The organism is Acidithiobacillus sp. TH-A36 (assembly GCF_057473445.1).
The window spans coordinates 1-17,028 of the sequence record NZ_JBYCKP010000087.1 but is presented as its reverse complement, the minus strand read 5'-3'; the positions used below and the strand labels follow the sequence as shown (position 1 = coordinate 17,028).

Annotated in this window: 18 protein-coding genes and 2 pseudogenes; 8 read left to right on the top strand and 12 right to left on the bottom strand. The window is 51.7% G+C overall.

The window, feature by feature from the left end; genetic code table 11:
* The 7 genes from AC2VLY_RS02595 to rluB all read left to right on the top strand — a co-directional run.
* Positions 1-424 (top strand): L-threonylcarbamoyladenylate synthase (locus AC2VLY_RS02595; RefSeq protein WP_486921717.1); only part of this gene is annotated, 424 nt, incomplete at its 5' end.
* 68 nt (positions 425-492) lie between these two features.
* Positions 493-1,152, top strand: a complete 660-nt coding sequence (locus tag AC2VLY_RS02590; protein WP_486893679.1) for a site-2 protease family protein — start codon at positions 493-495, stop codon at positions 1,150-1,152.
* Positions 1,152-2,363, top strand: coding sequence for a tryptophan--tRNA ligase (locus AC2VLY_RS02585; RefSeq protein ID WP_486893678.1), 1,212 nt, complete (start codon positions 1,152-1,154; stop codon positions 2,361-2,363). Before AC2VLY_RS02590 ends, AC2VLY_RS02585 begins: the two co-directional genes overlap by 1 nt.
* An 11-nt stretch (positions 2,364-2,374) precedes the next feature.
* Positions 2,375-3,187 carry a segregation and condensation protein A gene (locus AC2VLY_RS02580; RefSeq protein WP_486893676.1) on the top strand — a complete coding sequence of 271 codons (813 nt, stop codon included), beginning with the start codon at positions 2,375-2,377 and terminating at the stop codon, positions 3,185-3,187.
* On the top strand, positions 3,180-3,677 hold the full coding sequence (scpB, locus tag AC2VLY_RS02575; RefSeq protein ID WP_193650611.1) for an SMC-Scp complex subunit ScpB: 498 nt from the start codon (positions 3,180-3,182) through the stop codon (positions 3,675-3,677). Before AC2VLY_RS02580 ends, scpB begins: the two co-directional genes overlap by 8 nt.
* A gap of 148 nt (positions 3,678-3,825) precedes the next feature.
* Positions 3,826-5,133, top strand: a complete 1,308-nt coding sequence (locus tag AC2VLY_RS02570; protein ID WP_193650708.1) for a sulfide:quinone oxidoreductase — start codon at positions 3,826-3,828, stop codon at positions 5,131-5,133.
* Positions 5,134-5,224: 91 nt separating this feature from the next.
* Positions 5,225-6,076: a 23S rRNA pseudouridine(2605) synthase RluB gene (gene rluB / locus AC2VLY_RS02565; RefSeq protein WP_300249730.1), complete on the top strand. Its 852-nt coding sequence runs from the start codon at positions 5,225-5,227 to the stop codon at positions 6,074-6,076.
* 183 nt (positions 6,077-6,259) lie between these two features.
* Here the strand turns inward: rluB and AC2VLY_RS02560 are convergent, their stop codons facing one another.
* The 11 genes and pseudogenes from AC2VLY_RS02560 to motD all read right to left on the bottom strand — a co-directional run bounded on the left by AC2VLY_RS02560 (position 6,260) and on the right by motD (position 15,756).
* Entirely contained in the window at positions 6,260-6,556 is a 297-nt protein-coding gene (locus tag AC2VLY_RS02560; RefSeq protein WP_193650613.1) for a hypothetical protein, read from the bottom strand.
* A 21-nt stretch (positions 6,557-6,577) separates the two neighbouring features.
* Positions 6,578-7,450, bottom strand: a pseudogene (locus AC2VLY_RS02555) (methyl-accepting chemotaxis protein); the annotation flags it as partial.
* Between the two features lie 496 nt (positions 7,451-7,946).
* Positions 7,947-8,903 (bottom strand): chemotaxis protein, encoded by a 957-nt coding sequence (locus tag AC2VLY_RS02550; protein ID WP_193650615.1) that lies wholly within the window; start codon positions 8,901-8,903, stop codon positions 7,947-7,949.
* Between the two features lie 10 nt (positions 8,904-8,913).
* Positions 8,914-9,267 (bottom strand): CZB domain-containing protein, encoded by a 354-nt coding sequence (locus AC2VLY_RS02545; protein WP_227485162.1) that lies wholly within the window; start codon positions 9,265-9,267, stop codon positions 8,914-8,916.
* A gap of 78 nt (positions 9,268-9,345) precedes the next feature.
* Positions 9,346-10,032: pseudogene (locus tag AC2VLY_RS02540) on the bottom strand (methyl-accepting chemotaxis protein); the annotation flags it as partial.
* Between the two features lie 153 nt (positions 10,033-10,185).
* Complete coding sequence (locus tag AC2VLY_RS02535; RefSeq protein ID WP_486921716.1) at positions 10,186-10,935, bottom strand: oxygen-binding di-iron domain-containing protein; 750 nt, start codon at positions 10,933-10,935, stop codon at positions 10,186-10,188.
* A complete protein-coding gene (locus tag AC2VLY_RS02530; protein WP_193650618.1) occupies positions 10,913-11,533 on the bottom strand; it encodes a hypothetical protein in 621 nt (206 codons plus the stop codon). Before AC2VLY_RS02530 ends, AC2VLY_RS02535 begins: the two co-directional genes overlap by 23 nt.
* Entirely contained in the window at positions 11,533-13,632 is a 2,100-nt protein-coding gene (locus AC2VLY_RS02525) for a chemotaxis protein CheA (RefSeq protein WP_486893673.1), read from the bottom strand. The genes AC2VLY_RS02530 and AC2VLY_RS02525 overlap by 1 nt, the downstream gene beginning before the upstream one ends.
* A 4-nt stretch (positions 13,633-13,636) precedes the next feature.
* Positions 13,637-14,128, bottom strand: a complete 492-nt coding sequence (locus AC2VLY_RS02520) for a protein phosphatase CheZ (protein WP_193650620.1) — start codon at positions 14,126-14,128, stop codon at positions 13,637-13,639.
* Positions 14,128-14,544 (bottom strand): chemotaxis response regulator CheY, encoded by a 417-nt coding sequence (gene cheY, locus AC2VLY_RS02515; RefSeq protein WP_193650621.1) that lies wholly within the window; start codon positions 14,542-14,544, stop codon positions 14,128-14,130. The genes AC2VLY_RS02520 and cheY overlap by 1 nt, the downstream gene beginning before the upstream one ends.
* Before the next feature lie 366 nt (positions 14,545-14,910).
* A complete protein-coding gene (gene motD / locus AC2VLY_RS02510; RefSeq protein WP_486893670.1) occupies positions 14,911-15,756 on the bottom strand; it encodes a flagellar motor protein MotD in 846 nt (281 codons plus the stop codon).
* Positions 15,757-15,967: 211 nt separating this feature from the next.
* On the opposite strand from motD, the gene AC2VLY_RS02505 reads away from it, so the two are divergent.
* Positions 15,968-16,711 carry a flagellar brake protein gene (locus AC2VLY_RS02505; RefSeq protein WP_486921715.1) on the top strand — a complete coding sequence of 248 codons (744 nt, stop codon included), beginning with the start codon at positions 15,968-15,970 and terminating at the stop codon, positions 16,709-16,711.
* Here AC2VLY_RS02505 and AC2VLY_RS02500 read toward each other — a convergent pair.
* On the bottom strand, positions 16,691-17,028 hold a 338-nt coding region (locus AC2VLY_RS02500; protein ID WP_486921714.1), incomplete at its 5' end, for a hypothetical protein. The two genes, AC2VLY_RS02505 and AC2VLY_RS02500, sit on opposite strands and share 21 nt — an antisense overlap.

Below are 17,028 nucleotides of genomic sequence, written 5' to 3'. Positions count from 1 at the left end.
GTTTCCGGGAATTGCCCAACTCGCAGAATATGCCAAGTTGGATGACCGCGCTTTTGCTTTGCTGCGTAAAGCCTTGCCTGGACCTTATACTTTTATTCTGCCAGCCACCAAAGACGTTCCACGGCGTCTGGCGGATCCCAAAAAGCGGAGTATTGGGGTGCGAATTCCAGCTCATCCCATTTGTGAAATGCTCCTGGCAGAGTTGGGTGAACCCTTGATGTGTTCGACTCTGCAATTGCCTGAAGCCGATATTCCGCTGACTGATCCGGAAGAAATTTGCACGCTGCTCGAAAATCAGGTGGATAAGGTGATCCTCGCCGAACAGGGGCGGGCTCAGTGCTCGACCATCATTGATTTGTTGAAATGGCCTCCGCAACTGCTGCGCAAGGGGGCGGGAGATCCGGCTGCTCTGGGGTTGGAATAATCCTGGCAACGGTTCCGCAAACGGGCTGCATTAGGTGGCCGGTAGTTCCTGCTGATATACTCGCGACCATGTTTGATATCACACATTTTGTTCGTACCCTGGCGATCTGGGCTATTCCGGTGCTGTTTGCCATTACCGTGCACGAGGTCGCCCACGGCTGGGTGGCCTGGAAGCGGGGTGACCCCACGGCGATGCTCATGGGACGCCTGACCCTGAATCCGGTGAAACATATTGATCCTTTTGGAACGATTATCCTGCCGGGTATTTTGTTGCTGTTTCACTCCCCCTTTCTGTTTGGTTATGCCAAACCGGTGCCGGTCAATTTTAGTGGCCTGAAAAAGCCGAAAACCGACATGGTCTGGGTAGCTATCGCCGGACCCGCAGCCAATCTGCTGATGGCCATTTTCTGGACGGCCGTGCTGTGGTTGGGGGGGCATCTTCCCGGCGCTCTGGCGTATGTGGCTACACCCATGCAGTTGATGGGCGAGGCGGGCATTATCATCAATGTCATCCTGATCATTTTCAACCTGATACCGATTCCGCCACTGGACGGCGGCCGGGTTGCCGTAGGCTTGTTGCCGGCTTCTGCCAGCATCGCCCTCAGCCGGGTTGAACCTTATGGGTTTATTATTCTCATTGTGCTGCTTTTTACCGGCATTTTGTGGAACGTACTGGGCCCATTGTTTTTATGGGTTTATCATTTTTTCCTGGCAGTAGGTGCTGGATAATGAAAGAAATTATTGTCTCTGGAATGCGCCCGACCGGGCGTTTGCATATTGGTCATTATCATGGCGTACTGAAAAACTGGGTACGGTTGCAGGATCAGGGCGAGTGCTATTTTTTTGTGGCAGACTGGCATGCCCTGACTACCCATTATGAAAGTGTTGAAGGTGTCAGTAGCGCCGTGTGGGATATGCTGGTTGAATGGTTGGCGGTGGGAATTGATCCGGATAAAGCGGTTCTGTTTATTCAGTCGCATGTCCCCCAACATGCCGAATTGGCCCTGCTGCTGGGGATGCTGACGCCTTTGTCGTGGCTGGAGCGCGTGCCGACTTTCAAGGACCAGCAGGAAAAACTGCGGGAACGGGATCTGGCGACCTTCGGTTTCCTCGGGTATCCGCTGCTGATGACGGCGGACATTCTGTTGTACGAGGCCCAACAGGTGCCCGTAGGAGCCGATCAGGTGGCACATCTGGAAATCAGCCGGGAGCTGGCTCGACGTTTCAACAGCTTTTATGGCCGTGATGCGGAAACCCGGCAGCAGATTGAAAGAGGGTTGCAGGCCCTGGGCAAGCGTGCTGCCAAAACTTTTGCCCAGTTGCAACAGCGTTTTCAACAAAATGGGGATTTGTTGGCCATCACTGAAGCGGCTGAATTTCTCCGGCAACAGGCAGGACTGAGTCCACTGATGCAGGCGCAGCTCTTAGCGCATCTGGAAGGGAAGGGGCGTGAAATTCTTCGGGAACCCCAGGCATTACTGACTGCTGCTTCTAAATTGCCGGGCCTGGATGGTCAAAAAATGAGTAAATCCTATGGGAACACCATTCCCTTACAGGAAGATCCGGAACTGATTCGCAAGAAAATCCGTACCATGCCTACTGATCCGGCGCGCGTCATGCGGACTGATCCGGGTACTCCGGAAAAATGTCCGGTATGGGGTTTTCATCAGGTGTATTCCAGTGAAGAGACTCAAAACTGGGTGCGTCAGGGCTGCACCAGTGCCGGTATTGGCTGTCTCGATTGCAAACAGCCCGTGATTGAAGCGGTGCTCGCGGAGCTGGCACCTATTCGCGAACGAGCCGAATATTGGGCAGCGCGTCCGGTGCAATTGCGGGAAATTGCCCATGCCGGTGCGCAACGTGCCCGCAACAGGGCCGGGCAGACTATGGAAAAAGTGCGCTCCGCCATGGGCCTGGCTCACGAACAGGGTAATGACTGAGTGATGTTCGTGTGACTGTGGTAAATGCTGGCATGGGGCAGACCCTACGGGTCAATGGCCAGCCCCTGGACATCTTGCCCGAGGGTTTATTCATACCTCCCGATGCCCTGGAGTTGCTCCTGGACAGCTTTTCCGGACCCCTTGAGTTGCTGCTCTGGCTGATCCGCCGTAACCGTATGGATATTCGCGATATTCCGGTGGCGGAAGTTACCCGTCAGTATTTGCAATACCTGCAGGAAGCCCGGCGACGGAATCTGGAGCTGGCCGCAGAATATCTGCTGATGGCAGCCTGGTTGGCGGAAATCAAGGCGAGAATGCTGCTTCCGGTGCCGCCCGTCTGTGAAGACGAGGAAATGGACCCGCGACTGGAGCTGGTGCGCCGTCTTGAAGCCTTGGCGCTGGTACAAAGCCAGTCAGAAATCCTCCAATCCCTGCCGCAGTCAGGGCGGGATTTCTGGTCGGTCAATCCGGTCCCCTATGCGGCATTGTCCCCGTCTCCGCCTCTGCTCGAACTGGGTGATATAGCTGCGGCCTGGTTGCGCATACAGCAGCGCCCTGAACGACGCGATCAACCTGTCCATCAGCTTTCCAACCCGGCCATGGGTTTGCGGCAGCGCATGGTGGAAGTGCTGCTCTGCTGCCGTCGGGACCATCGTCCCTGGCAACTGCTTGAGTTGTTGCCGGAGTTGAGCCGGCAGGCCTTGTCTATATCCTTGCTGGCCATTTTGGAGTTGTTGCGCCAGGAGGCCTTGCAACTGCTTGAAGATAGCGCAGGTGGCTGGCAGGTACGTATTGCGGGTATGGAGGCTCCGCAGCATGCGTGAGGCCTTGCTGGCTTTGTTTTTGTCCAGTGCAGAACCACTGTCGCGGGAACGACTGGCTGGCATTTTCGCCGACGATCCGGAATATGCGGGCTGGGAAGCGGCACTGGAAATTCTGCTGGCTACCGGCGAAGGTCCCATGCAGCTGGTTGCCGTAGCGGGCGGATACCGCCTGCAGGTTCATCATCGCCATCATGCCCTGTTAGCCCGTTTGCATGTAGAAGCTCCCCGCCCTTTAAGCAAAGCCGTATTGGAAACTCTGGCGGTTATTGCTTACCAACAGCCTGTTACCCGTCCGGAAATTGAATACTGGCGGGGAGTATCGGTGAGTGCGGGCATCATGCAGCAGTTACAGGAACTTGGCTGGGTTGCTGTGGTGGGCCATCGCGAAAGCCCTGGTCGACCAGCACTTTGGGCGACTACTTCTGAATTTATGCAGCATTTTGCTTTGGCTTCCCTGGAAGATTTGCCTGTAGCAATCACCGGTAAATAGAAAGATTATTTTAATAGTAGAAAAAACTTATTTGACGACTTGATAATATGGTCGCATATTTTCCTGGAATTTGTTGATGACGGTTAATCAGGATGCCGACATCCGCATTGGGTTAGGTGTGGTCAAAAATGTGACGAGGAGCAGACCAATGGCACATGTGGTGATTTTAGGGGCAGGTACAGGTGGCATGCCTGCAGCTTATGAAATGAAGGAGGCCTTGGGTTCCGGGCATGAAGTGACGCTCATCAGCGCCAATGATTATTTCCAGTTTGTACCATCCAATCCCTGGGTAGGCGTGGGCTGGACCAAACGTGATGATATTGCTTTTCCCATCAAACCTTATGTAGAACGCAAGGGCATTCATTTTATTCCCAAGGCAGCGGAAAAAATTGATGCTGAAGGTCAGGAAATTACCTTGGCTGATGGGAGTAAGGTGCATTATGACTATCTGCTGATTGCCACCGGACCGAAACTGGCTTTTGAAAATGTGCCGGGGTCTGATCCGCACGAAGGTCCCATTCAGTCCATTTGTACGGTGGACCATGCGGAAAAAGCCTATCAGGACTATCAGGCGCTTCTTGCCGAACCCGGTCCCATTGTGATCGGTGCCATGGCCGGTGCCAGTTGTTTCGGGCCAGCTTACGAATACGCCATGATTGTAGCTTCTGACCTCAAAAAACGCGGCGTGCGTGACAAAATCCCCTCCTTCACTTTTGTGACCAGCGAACCGTATTTGGGCCATCTGGGTATTCAGGGCGTCGGTGATTCTACCGGAATCCTGACCAAGGGACTCAAGGAAGAAGGTATTGAAGCCCACACCAATTGTAAGATCACCAAAGTGGAAGATGGGAAAATGTTTGTCACCCAGGTCAATGACAAGGGTGAAGTAGCCAAGGAATTTACCCTGCCAGTCAAGTTCGGGATGATGATTCCTGCTTTCAAGGGTGTTCCTGCCGTAGCTGGTGTTGAAGGTTTGTGTAATCCGGGCGGCTTTGTGCTGGTAGACGAACATCAGCGCAGCAAGAAGTACGCCAACATTTTCGCTGCTGGTATTGCCATTGCGATTCCTCCGGTGGAAGCCACACCGGTGCCTACTGGTGCCCCCAAGACCGGCTACATGATCGAATCCATGGTTTCTGCTGCGGTGCACAATATCAAAGCGGACCTGGAAGGTCGCAAAGGTGAGCAGACCATGGGTACCTGGAATGCCGTCTGTTTTGCCGACATGGGTGATCGTGGCGCAGCTTTCGTAGCCCTGCCGCAGTTGCGTCCCCGTAAGGTAGACGTATTTGCCTATGGTCGCTGGGTGCATCTGGCCAAGGTGGCCTTTGAAAAGTATTTCATTCGCAAGATGAAAATGGGTGTTTCCGAACCTTTCTATGAAAAAGTGCTGTTCAAGATGATGGGCATCACCCGCCTCAAGGAAGAAGTACCGCCACATCGTAAAGCTTCCTGAGCATCACCCGCAGCAAAACATCAGACCCCGCCTCGCGCGGGGTTTTTTATCCTGAAAACTACCATGAGGCATGCCCGGAGATTTTTGAAAAATGGATGAAAAATTACAAAAAGTTTTGGCACGCTTTGGTCTGGGATCCAGAAGGCTGATGGAACAATGGATTACTGCCGGTCGTATTCAGGTGAATGGGCAGGTCGCCAAACTGGGGGATCGGGTTACACCGCAGGACAAAATATCGGTAGATGGAGAAGCCTTGCGGATTCCTTCCTGGGTTCGCCCGCGACTGCGGGTGCTGCGTTACCACAAGCCGGCAGGGGAGCTGACTACCCGGAATGATCCCGATGGTCGTCCAACTGTTTTTGATCGCTTGCCCAAGTTGCGTGGCAGTCGTTGGGTGGCCGTTGGCCGTTTGGACTATAACACGGAAGGACTCCTCCTTCTCACCAATGATGGGGATTTGGCCAATGCCTTGATGCATCCCCGTGCGGGCATTGAAAGAGAATATGCCGTCCGCATTCTGGGTGTTTTGAGTAACGAACAGCAAAACCAGCTTTTGAAAGGCGTGGCGCTGGAAGATGGGGAAGCGCGATTTCTCAAAATTGAAGAAGCCGGCGGTGAGGGAGCCAATCACTGGTATCACGTCACTCTTGCTGAAGGTCGCAATCGGGAAGTGCGCCGTCTGTTTGAAGCCTTGGGCCTGGCAGTCAGCCGTTTGATTAGAGTGCGCTATGGCGTGGTGGAAATGCCGCGTTTACTCAAGAATGGTTATTTCGATGAGTTGCCCGATGAAGAACGAGATAATCTGCTCGCTAGTGTCAATTGGGTGAATCCGGCAAGGCCGATGGCCGAACATGGAGTGGCAGATTCCAGGTCACACAACTCAAAAAAATCATCATCGGAGCGGCATCCAGGCACATCTCGTTCATCCAGATCCAAATTTTGAATGAGAGTATTGTAATGGATTCGATGGAACTCATGACCCAATCCATAATCCCCGTTGGCGAGGTGCGGACTTGTTTGTTAAGGCCGGAAAACAAGATTCAGGAATTTTCTCGGGCACAGCGCATTAATCCAGAAAATTATGATGCGGATATTTCATGGTTGGCCACAGGTTTTTTTTGCAAAACTATTTCGTTGAAGCTTGATAATACTCACCGATAATTTCCCAAGCAGCAAAAATTATCCGGGTGATGATGTGTGCTGCGAACCATATAACAAAAAAACGTAATACATCCATTATTACAGGTATCCAGAAAGGGAACCCCCCACCGAATCCCAAGGGTTGTGGTAGCAGTCCCCATTCAGCAGCTATAATGGCCAATAACCAGGTGATCGCCCAACCTTTTACGCTGACAGTAGAGCTACTGCGGCGCTTGGGATTAAATTTCTTATCAGCTATTGGTTCTTTCTTGTCCTTTGCCATGATATTTCGTGCTCATTTTTTTCAGTGACCCATGACATGGTCGCGCAGTTTATCCAGTTGTTGTTGCACCATGGTGCTGAGACTTTTCAGCTGATCGGCACCAGTATGAACAGCGGCATTATCTCCTTTTTTTAAGGCATTAATCATGGCGAGGCCCAACTTATGTACTTGCGGGTGCACCTGCTGTACGGCAATAAAGGCTTCAGATTGAGCGATGGGGGTTTCCAGCATGCTGTCCATCCATTGTCCTAAACGGCATTGGTGGTGGTCTTTAATGTTATTGACATCAATCTGGCTGGCTTTATCGCTAATCGCTTCCAGAATCCGGCCTACCCATAAAACATGGTCTGCCTTAACTACGGTCAGTCGAGTAGCCAGCGCCGGATCACCCTGCATGGCTGCTTCACTGGCATGCGTGAGTTCATCACGAACATGATCGAGGCATTGGCGGATAGCCTGGAATTGCCGGGCAAACTGTCCCATCGACTGCTGCAAGGAACTCATGTGTGTACCCATGCTTTCAGCGGCGACAACTTCCCGGGCACCACCACTGACAATGTTTTCAATGTTTTCACGGGTTTTTTGTGCAGACTGGTTGGCCATACCCAGGACCTCGGCAACTGTTTCGAGCGCATCTCCACCACGACGCAAATGTTCCACACTGGCGCTGACGCCAGTTTCAACTTGTATGGCGCCTTTGTTGATGGTGGTTGCAGAACTACGTATGTCAGCAGCAGCACGAGCAGAACTTTGCGCCAGTTTTTTGATTTCATCGGCAACTACCGCAAAACCGCGCCCATGTTCCCCGGCGCGTGCAGCCTCAATAGCGGCATTGAGAGCCAGCAAGTTGGTTTGCTTGGCAATTTCCTGCACTTTGCCGGCTAAGGTGGTAATAGTACGGGTTTGTTGCAGAAATGCCTCTACGGTTCCCCCCATGTCAGTGACAGTTTGCTCGACCAGATCCATTTCTCCAATCAATATGGAAAGACGTTCGTTTCCCATCTGGACATCGCGTAAGGTCGCTTCCGCTAGCGACTGGTTGGAGCCAATACTGTCAGCCGTGCTGCGCACCGCTTTTATGACCGCCTCGGCCTGATCATACAAGGATTGGCTATCCAGCTGTGCAGTATGTAAATCCTGCTCTAAATCCATACCCAGCAGGTGACTTTCTGCTGTTTGTTCCAGGGCCGCAACTTGATGATCCAGAACTTTACAGCTTCGCCTGAGGCGTGCTTTTTGCCAGTCGCATATCGGCGTAATGGTTTTTCCGAGTTCAGGATCATCTCGAATCAACCGTGCCGTTTCTGCATCGCCATCCAGACAGGCGGAAAACAGGGAAAGCAGGGTATGTTTTTCAGTGGACATGGCGTAGCCTCGTCATGGTGAGATTTTAGTGGAGGCGAATAGCATTCGTGATGGCGCGAGCCAATTCGTCGGGAACAAACTTCGCGACATAACCATCAGCGTTGACACTGCGCGCATGGGCTTCATTGGCAGTGCCTGATAGCGATGAATGAATGACGACTGGTACATTACGGAGGGCTTCATTTTCTTTAATCTGGCGGGTCAGTGTAAATCCATCCATTTCGGGCATTTCGAGATCAGTCAAAACCAGTGCTACCTTATCACGAAGTGGGATACCTGCCGTTTTGGCATCTTGCGCCAGTTGTTTTAAACGTTCTAATGCTTCCTTACCAGTTTTGGTCCCTATAAAAGCCAGGCCCAAACTTTTAAGCGTTTTTTCGATCTGGTTGCGAGCAACACCAGAATCATCGGCATAAAGAATGACGGCACCTTTGGGAATTTCTACGGCATGTTGCTGCACGAGCTCGTCTCCAGCCTTGAAACGCGATGGCAATACCAGACGAAGAATGTGCTCCACATCCAGCACCAGAGCCAGACGTGCAGTTTCTTCGTCTTCATCCAGCCGTGCCAGACTGGTGACCAAGCCACCCACTGCAGCACCCTCAGCAGAAAGTACGCGACTCCACTCCAGTCGGACAATTTCTTCGACATCTTCAACGGCAAATCCCTGCACCGAGCGTTCATATTCTGTAACCAGCAAGATGTTTAATCCTTCAGTTTTACAGCCGACCACCTCCGGTAAATTGATGACGGGAATGATTTGTCCGCGTATGTTGGCGACGCCCATCACATGTTCAGGGGCACCGGGCATGGGTGTGATTTTGGGCATGACCAGCGCTTCACGGACCTTGAACACGTTGATCCCAAAAAGTTCGCGGCTATTGATTTTGGGATCCATGCCGAGACGGAATACCAGCAGCTCAAACTTGTTGGTGCCCGCAAGCTGGGCGCGTTCATCAACTTCCCGCAGTAACTGATTCATGATCCAATCCTCAATAGGTTTTTTGAATGATCGCGCTCAGCGCGTCCATATGCTGGAAAATATTATCCCGAATATCCAGGACCTGCCGCAGTAATTTGTTAGTACTTTCCTGATCGCCAGCTTGATGAGCAGCCAGCAGTTCCCGCGCGCGCTGATGAAATTGTCGATGCGGCTCGGCCAGGGCGACAAATTCTGCTTCATTACCCAGCACCTGCTTTCCATAACCCTCGTACCACTTTCCCAAGCCACAGGTCAGGTAATCCTGAATGTCTTCCATCTGCATGAGATGCCTATTGTTTATTACTTCATCCTGCAGCTTTTGGGCAAGTAAATCATGGTGTTGGCGGGCAGCGTTCAGAGACATGAAAAGTGCCAGCGTGCGAAGGCTTTTTATTTCCTTGCGCAAATTTTGGGTAACATCCATGGATTGTTGGGCCTGATGCTGATTTTTCTGTGCAACGGTATCAATATTTTGGGCAGTTGCAGTGATCCTTGAAATGTTATTTTGAACCTCGTCAGTGGCTTCCTGTACGCGTTTGGAGAGATTGCGCACTTCGTCTGCAACTACCGCAAAGCCTCGGCCATGCTCTCCGGCACGAGCGGCTTCAATGGCCGCATTCAGTGCCAGAAGATTGGTTTGATAGGCTATTTCACGAATGGTCTGGGCAATTCGACTGATAGCGACCACCTGACCCGTGAGTGATGCAGTGGCCTGATGGTTTTCTTCGCTGGTTTTTTCCAGCAAAATCAGATTTTTATTGACGGTCTCCATGGCTTCGTCCACTTCGGCCGTAGTGCGGGAGAGGGTTTGCGCGTTGTCGTTGGCATTTCTGGAACTGCTTGTTGATAGTTCGTCAACACGACGCTGATCGCTCAGGTCCTGCCAGCTGGCATGATAGGCAATAGGCGACCCGGAAGTGTCGCGTAACAAAGTAAAATTTAACCCAAAAACAATTTTTCCCAGTTTTAGCTCTGCTTGATGTTGCTTGATGTTTCCCTTAGCTAACTCCCTAAAGATATTGCGAATCCGTTCCGGATCTTTATGAAATTGATGAATGGAGTAATGCAGGGCGTTGCGCACATCTGCGCCGCGTAATAGAGGATTTAATTTTTGATGATGAAAATTCATGATACTTAGCGCTGCGGGATTCATGTAAAAAATGACATTTTCCATGGCCTCATCCGCTTCACAGAGCATTTCCAGGCTAGGTAAGGGATCCAAAAGTGATTTCGCATATTCTTCGAGTGCTATTCTATCCATAATTTTTTCCTCCGCTGATTATTAGATGATGGCCGTGCCAACATTGATTTTGTCGAACCAGTCCAGAAAACGCTTAACGTTGTCACCACTATAAATAGCCCCATGCTGAGGGCAGAGATGTTGTATATCCAATTGACTCACCAGCTCTATCCAGTTTTTCTTGGCGGCATTGGAAGGCATCCAGCGTTCATGAAAATATTTGGCTTTTTTGATATGTTCTTCAAAAGCGCGACCGGTGTTATCGCGTCGATCTACCCAGGCGTCATGGCCGGGGGGTAATAATGCGGCACCCACATCACCGGAAAACAGGATTTTAGCTTCTGGGTCATAAACATGAAAATTGGCTGAAGAATGCAGGTAGTGAGCCGGTATAAATTCCAGCCGCCGCCCTCCAATCATCACCTCCCCGCCTTCATCTGAAATGTTTTGCAGCGGTGCATTGAGCGCACCATAATGACGAATAAAACCTTCCCATAGCTTGGGAACGTACCATTCCATTTTATCGTTACAGGCATGCCAAAGCGGCAAGCTGGAAGCAATATCGGGGTCCTGATGTGAAACAAAGGCTGCTTTCAGGCTGGAAGGCGGAATGACCTCCACCATGGCTGCAAATACCTGGGGGAAAATCTCAAATCCTCCCGGATCAAGGATGATGCTTTGTCCCTTCGACTCCATGACGTAAACATTGGAATCAATAACCCGATGTTCGTCCTGATCATAAATGATCCACCAGCGATGGCTGCCTGCTTCAAAGACGGGTGCTGCTTTCATGTTCCAGACTCTCCAGTTGATGGCGATAGCTACGAATCGCCTGCGCGACGGTGCGGACGGCTTCGCCCATATCCCGGGAAACCCGCATCAGCGGGGCTCCGGTACTTTCTGCAAGGGCCGCTTCGATTCGGCCGTTGGTGACGATGTATTCCTGTTCTTCAACACCTTCCTGAAGCGTTTGTACGGCTTCCAGTAACTGGACCAGAATTTTTCTGGCGGTGGCTTCCTCTTCATGGATGGTTGTTTGCCATTTGGACTGGGTGCTGATCAGGTTGGGACAAGCCTTGCCATGCAGCGGGCTGTCACTGAGCATTTCCTGGAATGATTGAACAAAGCGCTGATGCTGCAAAATACGCATATAAGCTTCAATGAGTGGCGCGATACTTTCCTGAAGATGGGAGGCTGATGTCTTTAAAATGGCCGCTCTTTCCCGGAAGGCCTGGGCTACTACACCATAACCAGCCAGGGCATTACCATGACGTTTAACCAGAACCATGGCATTGAGTGCGCGCCGATCAATATCACGCAATGCCTTTTCGATACTTTGCCTTGCCGCAAAGGACGCATCGACGACCCCCATGATGTGCTGAATATCCATCAGGCGGCTCCTTTGCAGAAAATATCCATGATGGTCGAATCATCGCCATGATCAATCACATGGTTAGCCAGTGTGCCGGCATCAAGAATCAGCACCACATCTCCCTTTCCGGAAATGGTAGCGCCCTGATACCAGTTCTGTTCAGTCAGGAAATCAATGGGTTTGACCACAGAGTCCTCGTTCCCGAGCACTTCAGAAACCATAATCAAGCCACGCTCTGTCAATATTCCCTCTATAGGTTCTGATCCCAAATGGAGGGGGCGATCATGAAGAAGCCTGCCGAGATCTACCATGGGGATGACTTCAGTACCGTCTACCCGATAGACACTGCGACCACTCATGCGATGAATCCGGCTTTCCTGTATGTCCACCAGACTGTCAATACTGGATACCGGCAGAGCGTAGATTTCCCGCCGCAAACGGAGGTAAAGCACGGGTAATACCGCCATGGTCAAAGGAAACTCCATGGAAATACTCGTACCTAAACCTGGTTTAGTCTGAATGTCCAGGCGCCCGCGCAGCTTGCGAACGGTTTCCTTGACCACATCCATGCCGACACCACGTCCAGAGATATCGGTAACCTGATCATTGGTAGAAAATCCGGGGCGGAAAATCAGTTCAACCGCTTCCTGTTCCGAGAGGCGAGCCGCCTGCTCAGCAGTGATGACCCCCTTATCTACCGCTTTCCGGGTGACAAACTGACTATCAATGCCGCGCCCGTCATCGGAGACTTCAATGCGAACCTTATCGCCCAAATGGACAGCAGCAACACTGATTTTGGCACTGCGCGCCTTCCCTGCGGCCTGGCGATCTGCGGGTAACTCAACGCCATGGTCGAGACTGTTGCGGAGCAAATGGGTCATTGGACCAGACAGCGCATCGACCACTGCTTTGTCGATTTCCACGTCTTCGCCCACAATTTCGAGCGCAACTTCTTTGCCGAGTTGCCGGGAAGCATCCCGGACTACTCTGGGCAACTGCTGAAACAGACGCTTGCAGGGTTGCATGCGCAAACGCATGACGGTGCTTTGAATGTCGTTGACGGTGAGGTCGACCTCTCGGGCGATGCGCAGCATGTCTTCATTTTCTTCGCCCAGGCTGCCGATGGCGGAGCTCAGTCGGTTACGGAGCAAAACCAGTTCACCCACCTGATTCATTACGGCGTCCAGTCGGGCGGCATCAACGCGCAGGGTGGTTTCGGCTGCTTCCTGTGCGGTGGCGCTACTGCGCGCAGGTGGTGTTGCCTTGCCTGAAGCTTCCCGGGGTTGGACAGTTTCTGTACGGACCGATTTTGTTGGCAGAACAAGCTCAGCAGTGACTTGTTCTGATTCTAACGAACTTGCACAAACGGCTGAGCCAAGCGCTGGCTGGACATAACCTGGAGCTTGCTGGCCGTAGAGTTGATCCAGTACCTGCTCAAACTCTTCTGGCGAAATTTGGCCACTGTTCTGGTTGCCGGAATCCGGTCCATCGCACATCCCCGGAGCCTTGTTACCATACAGGGCGTCGAGAGTGGCCTCAAACTCTGCGCCGGTAATTTCTTCGGCTGCCATTTCGCTGTGTGGGCCGGATGGATTGCTCTGTGATTCCGGGTGAGGTGCTGATTCAGAGTGTTCCAGGAACAGTCCCGATTCACCGGTAGCTGTTGGTCGCTGGCTGACCAACAACATGGATTCTGCAGGTGGGCGGCTGCAAGGAGGCGCTGCGCTTTCCATGGGTCCTTTGCCTAACGCCAGATTCTGAATGGTCTGGCCTAGTTGTTCTGGTCCTGGACTGGGATTTTCTCCGCTGGCAAGTTGTTGCAGCATGTCATCAATCACATCAAGACCGCGCAGGATAGCATCGATCATGGGTCCGCTAACGATCAAGCTGTGTGAGCGAAGTTTGTCCAGCAGGTCTTCCAGATGATGGGTCCAACTGACGAGATGCTCGGCTTCGAGAAAACCGGCTCCCCCTTTGAGTGTATGAAAAGCCCGGAATACGGAGGCGAGCACTTCATCATTGTTCGGATCGGATTCCAGACGCAGGGTGTCGTCCTGAGCTTTTTCGAGGAGTTCCCGAGCTTCCGGCAAGTAATCCTGCAGAATTTCCATGTCCATGTTTTTAGATCCCCAGCTCTGCCAGCAAGCTATCCACTTCATCCTGATTAATGCTGGGATTGGCCTTGGCGGTTGCGGTGTTTTCCTCTGCGATATTGTTGGCTGATTCCATACCTACTTCAGCCAAGGTAAGGCGTATACGTTCTTCAACAGCCCGAAGCAGTGTGATGGCTTTTTTCAAGCGTTGACCGGCAAGATCCTGCCCCTGTTGGCTGGCCAGAATCACGAGCAAGGCGCTTTCAATATGCTTCAAGGGCTCATCAATATAGCTATTGTGCGCATTACGAATGGTGATTACCGCATCCTGCGCTCTTTCGACAGCGGCGAGAGTGGCCATGGTCTGCTCTTCGGTTAAGCGCAGGGCTTCTTCCAGAGGATTTTGTGCACCGGACAAATTTTCTTCGGCGCTATTGGCGATCCGCTTCAGGCCTTCACGCAGCAGTAACTCCGCTTCACTGAGCAGACGATTGGGATCCAGTAGATTTTGTGTGGTCATCACTGGCCTCCCTGAGCCGCCTGAAGACGCTTGAACACGCTATCCAGCTTTTCTTTCAGGGTGTCGGCAGTAAAAGGCTTGACGATGTAGCCGTTGACTCCAGCCTGGGCCGCTTCCAGGATGTTTTCGCGTTTGGCCTCAGCGGTGACCATGAGTACCGGAATATGTTTGAGTTGCGGGTCTGAGCGGATGGCGCGCAGCAGATCAATTCCCTGCATATTGGGCATGTTCCAGTCGGAAACGACGAAATCAAAGGGTCTGCCGTGCAATTTTTGTAATGCCTGAACGCCATCCTCGGCTTCATCAAAATTACTGAAACCGAGTTCGCGTAACAAATTGCGTACAATTCGCCGCATCGTAGAGAAGTCATCCACCACTAAAATGTGGATGCCCTTATCGACCTGATCAATACCCATAAATGCTGATCTCCTCCTTGAGTCGCACCCCACCCGTTGTAGTTGGAAAAGCAATTCCTGTTCCACCTGTCTGGATGGAGTAGTGCAGATGTTCTGCTCTTCAATACGGCACATCTCCGGGAAAACTGAAGCCGCTTGATTAAATCTAAAAATGGCAGTTGCCGTGGGTGCTTTTTGCTCCATTGTTCCTTGCCTCTTGTTCTGAGGTTCATCTTGCTGTCAGGAGAGAACTCGCCCTGCGGGCTCAGACAGCTCTCCTGACGGGCGCTGGATTTCGCCAAGAACAACAACGGCGCGGAACAAAAGTCGCTGCAAAGCTCCCACGGCAACTGCCGTTTTCAGGTTAAAGAATGCTTACATGGGCAATCAGCCGCGCTGACTGATGTTGCCAGCCATGATCGGGTCTGTTCCTGCCTCGCTGGGGTTTTGCGGGGCAACTACCACGATGCTTACACGACGATTCATGACCAGACCCTTTGCGGTATTATTGGATGCAACAGGATGGTATTTGCCATATCCGGCAGCGACCAGATGATGCGGGTTGACCCCATGCTCAATAAACAGTTCGACGACGGATACGGCCCGCGCTGCAGATAGTGCCCAGTTGGAGGCAAATTGCGGAGTACGGATGGGCAGGTCGTTGGTGAAGCCGTTCACCTGGATTTGATAAGGTACCAGCGCCAGAACTTTGGCGATATTGCCTAAGGTGTCGCGCGCATTACCGCTGATCTGTGCCTGCGCCGATGGAAAGAGAATCTTGGCATTCAAGTCAATGACAACCCCCAAATTGCTGCGGTGGATGGCAACACTACCCTGATCAATCAATGGCTTAAGTAAGGCTTTCATTTGTGCTTCAATTTTTTGCATTTCCGGATTTGCCGGGGGTTTGGGTTCATGTGCTCGGGGTGATACCTGACCTTGCTGGATATGGGGAACCGGGTCCAGGGTGGCCACTTTCGGTAATGCCGGCAGGACTATCGGGGTTTGGGTAAGGCTGTTGGTATCCGATCTTATCGGGACGGGTGACCAGGGTTGACCACTGAAGGCGGATACCATGGTTTCTGATAATACCTTGTATTTTCCTTCGTTTACTGAAGAAATGGCATACATGACCACAAAAAATGCGAAAAGCAGGGTAATGAAGTCGGCGTAAGAGACCAGCCATCGTTCGTGATTTTCCCATTCTTCTTCTGCTTTTTTTTTGCGTGCCATCCCCTAATCTCCTGTGTTCTCCATACGCTGAACCATTAACTAGTCGATTTTTCACGTTTGCAGTGTCCGCTCGAAAAATAAGCGAGATTTATGTCTGATCGGGCTGGCTGTGAAACGGCATGAATTCTGCTGAAAGGTCGTCAATACAGGGTCAACCTTATTGGTTTTGTCAAATTTTTGACATATGGATGGATGTGAGAAGGAAGCGGTCATGATCAATGGTGAAACCCGGTTGGGTAAATTGTTTGTAGATGCCAATCGTTTGACGTTAAAAACAGCGTGCGAACGCGCACTCCAGTCCCTGGTGAAAAACCAGCAAAATATGCAGGTCCTGGTAGGGCAACCCGGCACTTTCGTGGGGCACGCCGCTTTGCTGTACGATGATGTGCTTAATGAGAGCCTGATTCTGGATGCTCTGACGCCGGAAGCGGCTAATGCCTATGCGCTCGCCGGTGAAGATCTGCTGCTGTGGACTGACGATGCATTGCCCCTTGGTTTTCAGACGGTGGTTGTAGAGCAACTTATCTGGCAGCGTTTTGCGGCCATTCGTATCCAGCGACCCGAAATGGTTTTTCAATGGCAAAGACGGAGTACATTGCGTGCAGCGGTCGATTCGTCCAATAAAACTTCTGTACTATTAAAACGTTATGGGGCAATGGCCGTAGAGAGCGAATGTGTGGATATTGGTGCCGGTGGTATGCGTGTCGCCATCACAGCGCCACAGGACTATCCGGTGACTCAGGGTGAACTCCTGGCTCGGGTTCAGTTTAAGTTTCAGGGGCAAGCCTGTTCAGTAGAGGCTAAGGTCTGTCATCTGGGGCCAGGAATTCACACCCAAGGCGCGGTTCAGCAGTTAGGTCTGGCGTTTATGCATTTGCCTGCTGCGCTGGAGGATAAAATCATTCAGTATACGCTACGTTACGATCGTGAATGCCTACGCCGCGCCAGTCGCTAGGGATTGATCTCCTTCAGTTTTTTGGATATTCATTTTCTGAATGGGAACAATAATCTGAGCTTGAAGTTCAGCCGGTGGTAGATGTGAAGCACTTAATGATTCAGGGGGCATTTCGTGACGTTCCACAATCCATTGTCCGAACTGTCTGGTTTCGGGGAGAAAATAGAGCGGGGCCAGTGAGTTGCTTTGGAGCATGCCGTTTTCCGTTTGGGGAAGTATTACCATTAGCATGGGTACTCCTGACGTTTTGGCAAAATACGGAGCTTGGGAATAATGTAAATTAAAGTGCTTGGGAGCAACCAGTAAAAAAGTGATCA

What these genes read in the sequence shown, in the direction of transcription:
- AC2VLY_RS02525 (WP_486893673.1), bottom strand. Translation starts at nt 13,632, where the DNA reads ATGGACATGGAAATTCTGCAGGATTACTTGCCGGAAGCTCGGGAACTC.
- AC2VLY_RS02530 (WP_193650618.1), bottom strand. Translation starts at nt 11,533, where the DNA reads ATGGATATTCAGCACATCATGGGGGTCGTCGATGCGTCCTTTGCGGCA.
- cheY (WP_193650621.1), bottom strand. Translation starts at nt 14,544, where the DNA reads ATGGGTATTGATCAGGTCGATAAGGGCATCCACATTTTAGTGGTGGAT.
- AC2VLY_RS02545 (WP_227485162.1), bottom strand. Translation starts at nt 9,267, where the DNA reads ATGTCTCTGAACGCTGCCCGCCAACACCATGATTTACTTGCCCAAAAG.
- AC2VLY_RS02590 (WP_486893679.1), top strand. Translation starts at nt 493, where the DNA reads ATGTTTGATATCACACATTTTGTTCGTACCCTGGCGATCTGGGCTATT.
- AC2VLY_RS02570 (WP_193650708.1), top strand. Translation starts at nt 3,826, where the DNA reads ATGGCACATGTGGTGATTTTAGGGGCAGGTACAGGTGGCATGCCTGCA.
- AC2VLY_RS02585 (WP_486893678.1), top strand. Translation starts at nt 1,152, where the DNA reads ATGAAAGAAATTATTGTCTCTGGAATGCGCCCGACCGGGCGTTTGCAT.
- scpB (WP_193650611.1), top strand. Translation starts at nt 3,180, where the DNA reads ATGCGTGAGGCCTTGCTGGCTTTGTTTTTGTCCAGTGCAGAACCACTG.
- motD (WP_486893670.1), bottom strand. Translation starts at nt 15,756, where the DNA reads ATGGCACGCAAAAAAAAAGCAGAAGAAGAATGGGAAAATCACGAACGA.
- AC2VLY_RS02520 (WP_193650620.1), bottom strand. Translation starts at nt 14,128, where the DNA reads ATGACCACACAAAATCTACTGGATCCCAATCGTCTGCTCAGTGAAGCG.
- AC2VLY_RS02505 (WP_486921715.1), top strand. Translation starts at nt 15,968, where the DNA reads ATGATCAATGGTGAAACCCGGTTGGGTAAATTGTTTGTAGATGCCAAT.
- rluB (WP_300249730.1), top strand. Translation starts at nt 5,225, where the DNA reads ATGGATGAAAAATTACAAAAAGTTTTGGCACGCTTTGGTCTGGGATCC.
- AC2VLY_RS02535 (WP_486921716.1), bottom strand. Translation starts at nt 10,935, where the DNA reads ATGAAAGCAGCACCCGTCTTTGAAGCAGGCAGCCATCGCTGGTGGATC.
- AC2VLY_RS02550 (WP_193650615.1), bottom strand. Translation starts at nt 8,903, where the DNA reads ATGAATCAGTTACTGCGGGAAGTTGATGAACGCGCCCAGCTTGCGGGC.
- AC2VLY_RS02560 (WP_193650613.1), bottom strand. Translation starts at nt 6,556, where the DNA reads ATGGCAAAGGACAAGAAAGAACCAATAGCTGATAAGAAATTTAATCCC.